The organism is Trichocoleus sp. DQ-A1 (genome assembly GCF_039961955.1).
Taxonomy (GTDB): domain Bacteria; phylum Cyanobacteriota; class Cyanobacteriia; order Cyanobacteriales; family FACHB-T130; genus FACHB-T130.
The window spans coordinates 16,213-27,864 of the sequence record NZ_JAMPKE010000021.1; the positions used below are offsets into that span (position 1 = coordinate 16,213).

The window sequence follows — 11,652 nt, forward strand, 5'->3', positions numbered from 1 at the left end:
ATCTCAAGCCCTGAATTATCACAACTTGAGTAGGATTGCTGTATCTTGTGAACTTAATTGAGGTTGTAGTCGATCTTTGCAGATTAAAACTTACGCAATTTACTAGCCTTGGTGCCCCTGATATTTTAAGATTTGTAAATTTATTTAAGCCTGCTCGCCTATAAATTTTTTCTATCTTTGGTAGTAGTAGAAAATCTCGCTACATCTATTAAGTATAAGTACCTAAGATTCAATTGTTGAGCTGCTCCTTGAAATATCTTGACACGGTCTCTAGAAGAGCGCTTACATAGCGCTTACGCTCTAGTAGCAGAGTACCCTAACTGGGCAGTTCAACAGCGCATCCGTGGAAGTACAGAGTTTGCAAAAACACTTTCTGGAGATTCCGTAATCTAACCCAAGCAAATTTGTAGTAATCTTTGGCAAGGTAATATTAACCAAGCAGATGTCACCATAGATAGATGCACGGTGCCCCTGTTTTGTACTACTGCTATCTGGAATTTTCAAACTATGGCTCCCCAAAACGGCAAGATTCGGTTCCCTCTGTGGCAGTTTCTCAATCAGCCCCTGTTTAGTTCCAAAACTAAATTAGTGCTCAATCCCCGCCGCTTCTCGTATTGTTACAGAATTCACCTTTTGGAACGCTGCTGGGTTAAAGATTACCAGCCAGGAAACCGCCGTCAGCACTAAACCGCCAAATTGCATTCAGTTGTCAGGAGCCAAGTTGAGACTGACCACCACAAGGTCTCTACAGAATCCAGGAGCCAGAATCTATCCTCAGTCTGACCCCTGGATTCTAAATAAGGCGAAAATTGTTATTTTAATTTATTAAGTTTAAACGCACTTCAGGTTCTAAGTGACGCCGCTGAACAGAGAAAATTGACTTTTGCTCGATCCGGAATCTAGTTCCCGCTTGCCGAATACTTTACTCAGATAGCTCAAACAGCCTGCGAATTCACCGTCAGTTATGGGTAAAAAGCCCTTGTAACCGTCGTGGGGAGCCGTTTTAGGCTCTCAGGAATGCACGCTCGCGAGCGATCGCATAAGTTTGGTTTTCCTCAAGCACGCTCGACAAGAAAAGTCATGGCATTACAATCGGCATATGGTAGCGGTATTACCGAAAGCCCAACCATTGAAATTTCTCAGGAAGTATTACGGTCTATCCTTAGCAGGATAGAATCTGAACTCCATAGCAGCGAAGTCTACAATCGTGCCTTGGCTGGGTTACAGACAATCTTGGGAGAAGCTGCTGGGAGTGCCCAGATTATGGTTAAGGCAGTAGGGAGAGAAGCCATCCGGCTAGCGTTCCAGCAGTTTGCGAAAACTTATAAGGTTGTCCCAGTCACATCTCCAGAAATTGGTAACAATCAACAAGAGCCGCAAGCCAGCACTCAGCCTCAAGAGTCATCAGTCCATAGCGAACAGCCATCCGTTAATCACCCAGAATCCGCGACGAATGACTTAACTTTAACGAATGACCAAGGACGCAGCATGAATGCCTCACCTGCCGATTTAGTAGACATTAGGCCACTGCCTGTGCCAACCAGCCCAGATCCGGTTTTTCCCAAACCACTCAAAAAGCTCTCTAAGGCGGAACTGGCAGCGCAAATCGCAGATGAGCAACGGCAAGAGTGCCTGCGTCAAATTGGTCAGCAATTAGGGCAGGCACGTCATGCACAGTCAATGACTCTGCGCCAACTTCACAATCAAACACTCGTGCCGCTTCATCACATTCAGGCTTTGGAAGTCGGTTGCTTCGAGCATTTGCCTGAGGATATCTATGTCCGAGGTTTTATTCGCCGAATGGGGGTCGCCTTGGGGTTAGATGGTGCTGCAATGGCTGCTTCCTTACCCGCGCCCGATCCTGCAAAATCTGTACTGCCTTCTTGGTACCGACCGAAATCAGTGCCTGGGTTTGGATTTCAGCTCAATACAGTTCATTTATACGTGGGTTATGCTGCGCTAGTGGCAGGGGCAGTGGGAGGACTCGCTTTGATGTCGAACCATTCACAATCATCGGCGTCTGCTGATTCTCCACCGGATGTTCCTAACAACTCATCTGCTTCTGAGTCGCATCGTCCTGTGAAACCTGCTGCGAAACCCGGTTTAAAGGCGGGTCAGAAAGGAGTGGCGGTTGGGCCTGATATTGCTCCGCCTGAAGCAATTAGTCGTAATTAGTCATTTGTTATTAGTTATTGGCAGAAAAAACAACTGACTGCTGACTAACTAATGACAAGATTATCTCGATGGACGACGGTTTCTGCACCGGCGTAGCCTAAAATGGCAGGAATTTCTTCGGAACGGCGTCCACTAATTTGCTGTAGCTCGTCGCTGCTGTAGTTCACCAGCCCTCTAGCTATTTCCCGTCCTTGAGGGTCGCATAACTGCACAGCGTCTGACGCCTGGAAGTCTCCCTCGACGAGGGTAATCCCAGCAGCTAAGAGGGATTTTCCTGCCTGACTAATTGCCGCGATCGCTCCCTTATCCAGATATAGCTTCCCAGCAGGAATCAACCCGTGGGCAATCCAACGCTTACGGGCGTTGCCCATCGTGTCGCGGGGTTCAAACTGAGTGCCGAGGGGTTCTCCTTGCAAGATTTTTTGGATGTTGCGGGGAAATCGCCCTTCGGTGATGACTGTCCGAACTCCGGCGCTGGTAGCAATGCGGGCGGCAGTAATTTTTGTAACCATGCCGCCTGTGCCCCATTGAGAGCCGCGATCGCCTGTTTGTACTTGTAATTCCTCCAGCTCATCAATGTGGTTCACTAGAGCGATCGGCTGAGCATCCGGAACTTGACGCGGATCGGCGGAGTACAGTCGGTCTACATCGGTCATTAAAAATAGCCAATCTGCCTCTATCAAGCTGGCAACTAGGGCTGAAAGCGTATCATTATCCCCAAATTTCAGTTCCTCTACGGCTACGGTGTCATTTTCATTCACCACGGGGATAACGCCCAACCGCAGCAGTTCCCGAAAGGTGTTGGAGGCGTTGATATAAGCTGAGCGTTCTTTGAAGCTACTGCGAGTCAGGAGAACCTGGGCAATGGGTTGTTCTAAGGTTGTAAAAAAGTCATCGTATACACGCATCAGGCGTCCCTGACCGACTGCTGCCACTGCTTGTTTGAGTGCTAGGGTGCGCGGACGTTGCACGAGTCCCAAGCGGGCGCAACCCACTCCGACAGCACCCGAAGAAACTAGCACCACTTTATGACCTTGCCGCCGTAAATCTGTGAGGGTTTCTACTAAGGCAGCGATGGTGGAAAGAGCCAGATGACCTGTTTCAGGCGATGTCAGGCTGGAAGTACCAATTTTGATGACAAGGGTTTGACTCACAAAAGAGAGGGGGCGCAGGGGAGTAGAGGGGAGGGGGAACAGATTGTCCAGACGCGATAAATCGCATCTGATTTATCGCGTCTGGAGGCTGGGAATTGGCAATGAGTGATTAGCTTCAGCCGATTTCCCATTCCAAATTGTAAAACGCCAGCTCCTCCATCTGGGAACTGACGCTTTACACAGGTATTCACGGGGATTAATGTTTAGGGTCTTTATATTGGCTGACCCCATTTGAACCATATGTATAATGCCAGGGATTTTTGACAATCGAGAATCTCATAATTATTTCTTTATATTTTGGTTTTTCAGGATTTGTCTGAATTTTTTAAGTTTTGTTGCTTTGCGGTGAACGAGACGCCCAAGGCTTGGGACACCCAGACTTCAAAGGTACGGACTGGATAAGAGCGCACGGCAAGCGCTGGGTCAAGCATCGGCTCGACGAGAATGGTAAACATACCGAGTCGGTTGCCTGCTAAAACGTCTGTAAATAAGCGATCGCCCACCATTCCTACTTGTTCGACAGGAAGGTTCATCGCGGTGACAGCCTGCCGCAGCTTGCGCCGCGATGGCTTAGCAGCGCTGGTAATGTAAGGCAAATTTAATGAGCGAGCGATGCCACTAATTCGGTTTTCGCTCAAGTTATTACTCACCAGCCATAGCGTCGCCACCTGTCTAATTTCCTTCACCCATTCCACGAGTTCTTCAGACGCCTCGGCTGCTTTTAGGGGTACCAGCGTGTCATCGACATCCAAGACTAAACCTTTGAGATGATATTGCTGGAGAAGATCGGGGGTCAGACTCACAATAGGTCTGCCCAGAATTAAGTCAGGCTGTAACCGTGTTACCCAGGACATAAGCAGTTTTTAATTGTAAGTGTGAGTTGTTAGGAGAACTCCCAGGTAAGAGCTTTTTCAACCCGGCAAAGTTATCAATGGGATTGCTAGTAGTTGCAAGTCCAACTTCCCCGATCTTAATTAGACTTATTGGCAGCTTGGCGACTAGACCAATCTAGGTACTGTTGTTAGCGGCTTTGTTGCCGTTGTTGGCGAATCGCGTTTGTAGCGGCTTGGTGTTCTTGTAGCGTCCGACTAAACACATGGGTGCCATCGTAGCGAGCCACAAAAAAGAGGTAGTCTGTTTTTTCAGGATTGAGAGTGGCTTTGAGACTTCCTAAGCCAGGGCTGGCGATGGGAGTTGGGGGCAATCCTGCGTTGAGATAAGTATTGTAGGGGGAGGCTGTCCTCACCTGAGCCAAAGTTAAGGGCTGATCCGCTGTTTGCCGAATGCCGAGTCCATACTCAACTGTTGGATCGGATTCCAGTCTCATCCCTTTCTGAAGGCGTTGTGTAAACACACCAGCAATCTGAGGGCGTTCGACCGGAATCACTGCCTCTTTTTCGACAATACTAGCCAATGTCACCCATTGAAGAAGAGGTATCTGGGTTTTGTTTGGCGCTTGTTGATAGATGGGGAGTGCCACCTGTTCAAAGCGATCTAGCATTTGTTTGATGATGGCTTGGGGGGTGATGCGATCGCTATTTAGCTTGTAGGTATCCGGGTACAAAAAACCTTCTAAATAAGGCAAATCCGCAGGTAGCCAAGGATACTGGTCTTTGGGAATCTGAGTTGCGGCAGTGAGAAATTCTTCGCTTTTGAAAAATCCCTGAGATTCAAAGTAAGCCGCCATTTGCTGAAGCGACCATCCTTCAGGGATTGTGAAGGAAAGCTGCACGACATCGCCCGTCCAAATTTTATCAGCGATCGCTGGCAGCGGCTGGGTGGGTGACAACTGGTAAGTCCCAGCTTTAAACCCACCCGGTCGCTTTTGCAAGTCCAACCAAAACGTCCATAGCTTCCAAGCATCAGCGGAGCGAATCAACCCTGCTGCTTCTAGATCGCGCCCTATCTGCTGCGCCGAGGTTCCTTGAGGAATCCGGATTAGCACTGATGTATCTTTTCCAGCATTCGCTGACGGTTGAGTTTCGGCAACGGGGGGCGCACTCGCCCAGCTCCACCACGCCCAACCCTGCCATGCACAGAGTCCGAGCGTTGCTGGGATTAAGGCGAGATAAAACGTCCATTTGGAGATGCGTTGGATTGCTTTCATTTTGATTGCGGGTAACAACCGCTGTCATGGAATTAAGAAGGCAAAATTAAAAATTAAAAAAAGAAAATTCTTCATATTTAATTTTCAATTTCTAATTTTTAATTCTTTACCTATTCCATTTCATCAAATAGCTGATCTTCCAGCAGCGGTTGCACTTTTTTAAATTCCTCAGGGGAAAGTAGCACTGGTTCACCCGCACTATTAATCCGCGCAAACAATAGCAGCGGATCGAGAGGCGTGTATATTGTGTATTCTTGTTCTTTGTGATAAAAGCTGGCTAGAAACTGAAATTCCTCTGGTTCGAGCTGAGTATCGTCATCTTCGATTTCCAGGGTGAGGATTTCTTCCTCTTCAACCGCAGGCAGTTCACCGGCAACAGTCAGAGCAAATGCGGTTCGCTTTAAGGCGAGATTCCGCTCTGCCAGGACTGCTTGAGCCGTGGGAAAAACTTCGTCAATTTCGGCGTCGTCTTCGACTAAGGTGGCTTCTTCCTCCTCCTTCTCCTCGTCCCACGCCACAATTTCTACAGGTGAATCTACCGGCAGGAGGATGACGTATTCTTCACCATCTACTTCTATGGAATGCTCAATGTAACAACTAAGCGATCGCCCGGATTCATCCGTCAACGAGACGGTTTGGACGGAAGACCCATTCTCTTCAGGGGGTTGGGATGAGAACATTGCAGATATGCTGCTATCAACGTGAGATTGTGGACTAAAAAACTCCAACCCCAAAGTTTGCACACCGTGGGGAAGTAGCTTGCAAAAATCAGGATATCACGGCATAAGAGTTGTAGAGACGCCATACGTCAAGGAGGGACAATTTATCAATTGTCCCTCCTTGAGTTGAAAGATTCTTCCAAGCAATAGATTCGGTTACTGACAGACAAACACCTTCGCTTCGTACTCTGGCAAGTCAACTAGAGAGCCATCCTCTCCAGCTTCGATGCGGGAGTTATTCATCCAATCCTGCCACGTCCCAGAGGATGGGAAGTTAGGAATGCGATACCCTGACAGAGACTTATCTGAGAAATTCGCCACAACAACCACACGGGAACCGAGTTCGTTCCAACGGTAGTACGCCAACACTTTTGCCTCTGGATTTTCGTGAAAAAACTCAATGTTATCGCTAGAAAGAGCTGGATTTTCTTTCCGGAGAGCGGTTAACTTTTTGTAATACTCAAACAAATCTTGATTTAAGTCTTGTGACAACAAAGGCCAAGCAATTTTCTTTGGCTGAGTCACGTTTTCACTTTTGCGCTGGTATTCTCCAAACTCTTCTCCCATCCAGAGCATTGGCACACCTACCGCCGTCATTAACAAAACAGCTCCTAACTTCGCTCTGCCAAATGCGGCTTTGTCAAAAATCCCGCGATCGCCTAATTCTCTCATCAAACGTTGGCGGTCGTGAGTTGCCAAATAATTCACTACATTCGTAGCAGCCGTATAACCCTGCCTTCTGGGATCTAAAACTTCCTTCAGTTTTTCTAATTCAAACATTTCGCCACAAATATGTGGAAGCACAAAGTAGCGAAAACTTTCATGCCAACAACCATCCAGAGGACCTTCTGGATAAACTACGGTTTTGGTATCGGGAATATGTTCGGCAATGTTGTAGAACGGCTTAAGAGCAGTATTTTTCTTGGCTTGCTTCGCAAGCCAATCCAAAAATTCATAATTTGCCAATTGGCGCACGGCATCAAAGCGAATCCCATCAATGTGATATTCCTGAACCCAGAAACGCACCACATCTCCGACGTATTTCCAAGCAGGCTTAACATCCAACTTTTCGTCGTAGTTGTCGTAGTTAAATTCTGGTCCCCAGTAATTACCCGGATCTTCTGGATAATGCATATGCTCGTAGTACCAGTAATTCCGGTCAATCAGCATTAACGGGCATTCTTCATCTGTGTGGTTATAAATCCCATCCATGAAAACGCGAATGCCTCGACCATGACACTCGTCAATAAACCGCTTCAAATCTTCTGTGGAGCCGTAACTGGATTCTGTAGCGAAGTAGTGGCGGACTGTATAGCCCCAATTGTAATCACCGGGATACTCATTTACTGGCATCAATTCGATGGCATTAATTCCGAGTTCGCTCAAATGATCTAACTTAGCGATCGCGTCTTGGTATTTGCCTCGCTGGTGTGGGTCATCTTCACCACCGGAAAAATCTGCAACGTGCATTTCATAGATGACTAATTCGTGATTGTCTGGCAAGAGCGTATCGTCATGCTGCCAAACGTAAGTATCAACAATTCGCTTCCCATCTTTGACCCGTGCGACACTGTGGCCTCTTGCTTCATCAACGTCTGTAGCGTATGGGTCGATTACATCCACCCATTGATCGGGTTCAAATTTTGGGCTTTTCGATTGAACTCGAAATTTATATTGATAAATGCCATCCTCCAAGTCTACCTGGGTTCGGAAATATCCATCCTCACCTTTTTCCATTGGAATGTTTTTCCAGTTAGAAAAAGAGCCGATTAACGCCGCTCCTTGGTTGCGAGGAGCAAATAAATTGAATTCGACTGCTGCCATAAAAGCTTTTAATGAAGTAGATTCGCTTACTTAGTTGACCAATGGTTCTTTGCAAACATTTTTAAAGCCTGCATTTATAATTTTAAAGTTTAGTAATGAATTATACTGAATTATCTATCTTGAGAAATAGCAGAACATTAATCAAGTTTGTATCTTCAAAAACAAAATTAACTAACTTCCGGATTTTTATATCTGGAGAAGTAGACAAAAACTATTTTCTAAACTTTAAGAGATAGGTTTAAAAAGACTGCAAATAAGGCTAGCGAGAGATGTCAATTCAGGGATGAATAGGGAAGATCGGGTCATAAATAACAGCTCAAAGGAGCTGAAGATGAGTACATTACAATGGATTCCCCTACTTTCTACTCTTAGTCTCGGTCTTGCATTTATCATGCTTGCTTACTGCTTTGCAGCAGTTACTATCTAGTTTTTCCTAGAAAGAAATTGTCTGATTAATCAATTATTTCTAAGTTGAATTAAGGAGTTTCAAATGTTGAAACAAATGTGTTGGTTGCCAGCGATGGGAGTCAGTGGAGAAAAGTTGTTGCATTTACGAACTGCACCCAATCAACCGTGGCGACCTTATACGGCTTTTCCCGAATATGCTGTACCAGACTATCCAGTTCCAGGCGGTTCTAAGGGTTGGGCAACCTACCAAAAATTAAGATGCGAAGGTTGGGCTTTAGCACCCAGTACGCAGAGCCAGCAACTGAAAAGTGCTTAAAATTATCCACTGATTTTTAGGCAATGTATCTAATAGAGTTGTTGCTTCATTAGCCTTATGGGTTTCGGCTCTTACCTCTAGTAAGGGTTGAAACTTCGCTTCTTAAAAAGCAAGGCTCTAATCAATACTTCTTTTAGGAAATAATTGTTTTCCTAAACCTATCCATTTAATACCGTTCGAGTTGTGAGGCAGTATATTAACGAATAATTCAATTCCCCAATCCACGCTGCGCCATAGCAGAGCATTAGCGCAGCGGCTAACGGGGAGTAAAACGAGACTGGCAGGTTCACTGTATAGACACAGTAGTTTTTTGCTTTTTTAAGGGCGGCAAAGAGAAGCTACTGTTCAAGGCTTTAGCAAGTTTCGATTACTGCCAAACTAATACTTTGGCTTCGTAACTTCCTAAGTCGAGCTGGATGCCATCCTCCCCTGCTTCGACATCATAATCGCCAGTCCATTCGTGCCAGGTTCCTGCTTCGGGGAAGTTAGGAACGTGATAGCCTCCTAGGAAATTGTCAGAGAAGTTTGCAACAACGACAACACGAGAACCCTCGCCATTCCAGCGGCTGTAGGCTAATACCTTTGCTTCTGGATCTTCATGGATAAAGTCAATATTTTCGGTGTAGAGGGCATGATTATTTTTACGGAGATGAATCAAGCCTTTGATAAACTCAAACATCCCGCGATTGAGGTCATGACCTAAGAGCGTCCAATCAATTTTTGCTTGTTCAGTTGTTTTGTATTTATACTCTCCGAACTCTTCACCCATCCACAGCAGAGGTACGCCGACAGCGGTCATATTGATGACAGAACCTAACTTTCTCCGCTTAAATGCTTCTTCATCCAAAATGCCGCGATCGCCTAACTCAGCTAAAACATGATTGTGGTCGTGATTCGTCAGGTAATTCACAACATTCGTAGCACCCATGAAGCCTTGCCGCTTGCAGTCAATGGCATCCTTGAGACGCTCTAAGTCAAAGGTATCGCCGCAGATATGTTCTAGAATGCAGTGATAGAAACTGTCATGCCAGCAGCCATCCATTGGTCCATCTACATTCGTAATGCTGGGGGTTTCAGGAATGTGTTCGGCAATATTGTAAAACGGCTTTGGCCCAGCTGCATTTTTTGCTTCCTGAACAATCCAGTGCATGAAATCGTAGTTGGCAATTTGTCTGGCTGCATCGTAGCGAATGCCATCAATGTGAAATTCCTGAATCCAAAAGCGCACGGTATCGCCAACAAACTTCCATGCAGGCTTAAGATCTAGATTTTCATCATAGTGTTCATAGTTAAACTCTGGCCCCCAGTTATTATCAGGGTCGCGCGGAGAATGATGGTACCAATAATCGTGGTCTATTTGCGTCAGTGGACTTTCTGCTTCTGAGTGGTTAAAAATTCCGTCCATAATGACGCGAATTCCACGACCATGACACTCATCAATTAGGTTTTTTAACCCTTCAGTTGTGCCATAACTGGATTCTGTAGCAAAGAAGTGACGAGGATTATAGCCCCAGCTATGGTCCCCTGGATACTCCTTCACTGGCATTAACTCAATGGCATTAACTCCTAACTCGCATAGGTAATCTAATTTTTCTACAACGTGTTCGTATTTGCCTCGGGCGTAGGGATCATCTTCACCACCGGAGAAGTCGCCAACGTGCAATTCGTAAATGACTAATTCGCGATCACTTGGCAGTGGCTTATCGTCATGTTGCCAAACGTATGTATCCACAATCCGCTCACCATCTTTAATTCTCACAACACCGTTTTGGGTGGGATTATCAATATCGGTGGCGTAGGGGTCAACTACCTCTATCCATTGATCCGGTTCAAAGAACCAAGATTTGGATTGAACACGGAATTTGTATTGATAAACTCCATCTTCCAGTTCAACTGTGGTACGGAAATAACCATCATTACCTTTTTTCATTGGGATGCTTTCCCAGTTAGAAAAATCCCCAATTAAAGCAGCTCCATTGTTATAGGGAGCAAATAAATTAAATTCAATCGGAGTTGCCATAGAAGTGTTTGGAGTTTGATGAAAAAATGCTTAGAGCAGTATTTTCTCCTTTTCATCCCGCTGAGGTATCGTTCTTGAGAAATAAAGTTGCCTCTGGTGCCCTAATTCCCAGGAGAGAAGTGGTAATGAATGCTAAAGGTAATTTAAGCTGAATTTCAGCGATTAATAGCGATTAATGCCGAATTTAGCGTTATTGTTGCGATCGGTTGTAGAAAAAATTTACCTATTTCAGTTGGCTGAAATAGGGGGGAACCCCACCCCTGCGTCCTTTTGCAAGCGACTACTGTGTATACACATCTAGGCAAGAAGCTAAAGACCAACCGAGACACAGAGAATCAAACTGTCGCAGATCCTGAAAAAGAGTGGCAATTTCGGTAGTCCGTTGGCTCTACTAGCCGAGTCAACCGTCTAGTAGAGCAATTAAGTTGCCTAAGCCAACCTTAGGGGAGGACAAGGGTTCGTTGTTTTGGGATGCCGCTATTAAGTGACCATTAAGTGTGGGTGCAAGCTCTGTGAGGCAATGCTGCTGGGAATCACAGAAGATGACTGTTGCTGATTGAGTAACATCTTCAAGCCTTTGGGCAATTGAAGCAGACGCACAGCAGCAGACAACCCCAACACACACAGACGTTGAATGGCTGCTCCAGATTCGAGTTGGGTTGCTTCCTGATTCAACCGGCTTTGTTTGAGAGTGGCAAACAGTATATCCATAGCGATCGCTATGGATAGAAATTAAGCTTTCACACATCAAAGTTGTACATCATGCAAACCATAAAACGAGCAAAATGCCGGATGCTCTGTTTATGCAGGCTAAAAACCCAAAATTTTCCCTAATTGTTCGCCTTTTAAAGCTGATAGCCAATCGCTCGCAGTTACAATGAAAATCATGAATAAAAATTAAGCTTTTTCTCATTTTTCCTGTTAACCTC

The 11,652-nt window shown here is 45.7% G+C and carries 9 protein-coding genes; 2 read left to right on the top strand and 7 right to left on the bottom strand.

From position 1 onward, the window contains the following. Positions 1 to 1,017: 1,017 nt before the first annotated feature. A complete protein-coding gene (locus NDI33_RS18695; RefSeq protein ID WP_190672868.1) occupies positions 1,018 to 2,175 on the top strand; it encodes a helix-turn-helix domain-containing protein in 1,158 nt (385 codons plus the stop codon). A gap of 44 nt (positions 2,176 to 2,219) precedes the next feature. Here the strand turns inward: NDI33_RS18695 and proB are convergent, their stop codons facing one another. From proB to NDI33_RS18720, 5 genes are all read right to left on the bottom strand, one after another. Next, positions 2,220 to 3,329, bottom strand: a complete 1,110-nt coding sequence (proB, locus tag NDI33_RS18700) for a glutamate 5-kinase (RefSeq protein ID WP_190535598.1) — start codon at positions 3,327 to 3,329, stop codon at positions 2,220 to 2,222. Between the two features lie 305 nt (positions 3,330 to 3,634). Further along, positions 3,635 to 4,183 carry a YqeG family HAD IIIA-type phosphatase gene (locus tag NDI33_RS18705; RefSeq protein ID WP_190672871.1) on the bottom strand — a complete coding sequence of 183 codons (549 nt, stop codon included), beginning with the start codon at positions 4,181 to 4,183 and terminating at the stop codon, positions 3,635 to 3,637. A gap of 167 nt (positions 4,184 to 4,350) precedes the next feature. After that, positions 4,351 to 5,436, bottom strand: a complete 1,086-nt coding sequence (gene mltG / locus NDI33_RS18710) for an endolytic transglycosylase MltG (RefSeq protein WP_190410786.1) — start codon at positions 5,434 to 5,436, stop codon at positions 4,351 to 4,353. A gap of 110 nt (positions 5,437 to 5,546) precedes the next feature. Then, on the bottom strand, positions 5,547 to 6,116 hold the full coding sequence (locus NDI33_RS18715) for a DUF3727 domain-containing protein (RefSeq protein WP_190410787.1): 570 nt from the start codon (positions 6,114 to 6,116) through the stop codon (positions 5,547 to 5,549). A gap of 195 nt (positions 6,117 to 6,311) precedes the next feature. Beyond that, the gene (locus NDI33_RS18720; protein WP_190672874.1) at positions 6,312 to 7,979 is read right to left on the bottom strand and encodes an alpha-amylase family glycosyl hydrolase; all 1,668 of its coding nucleotides are present in this window, start codon (positions 7,977 to 7,979) and stop codon (positions 6,312 to 6,314) included. A 490-nt stretch (positions 7,980 to 8,469) separates the two neighbouring features. Between NDI33_RS18720 and NDI33_RS18725 the strand changes: the two genes are divergently transcribed. Then, positions 8,470 to 8,703 (top strand): hypothetical protein, encoded by a 234-nt coding sequence (locus NDI33_RS18725; RefSeq protein WP_190410789.1) that lies wholly within the window; start codon positions 8,470 to 8,472, stop codon positions 8,701 to 8,703. A 367-nt stretch (positions 8,704 to 9,070) separates the two neighbouring features. Here NDI33_RS18725 and NDI33_RS18730 read toward each other — a convergent pair whose 3' ends face one another. Both NDI33_RS18730 and NDI33_RS18735 read right to left on the bottom strand, forming a co-directional pair. Next, the gene (locus NDI33_RS18730) at positions 9,071 to 10,723 is read right to left on the bottom strand and encodes an alpha-amylase family glycosyl hydrolase (protein WP_190410790.1); all 1,653 of its coding nucleotides are present in this window, start codon (positions 10,721 to 10,723) and stop codon (positions 9,071 to 9,073) included. Between the two features lie 480 nt (positions 10,724 to 11,203). Then, positions 11,204 to 11,434 carry a hypothetical protein gene (locus NDI33_RS18735; protein WP_190672877.1) on the bottom strand — a complete coding sequence of 77 codons (231 nt, stop codon included), beginning with the start codon at positions 11,432 to 11,434 and terminating at the stop codon, positions 11,204 to 11,206. Positions 11,435 to 11,652 lie beyond the last annotated feature (218 nt).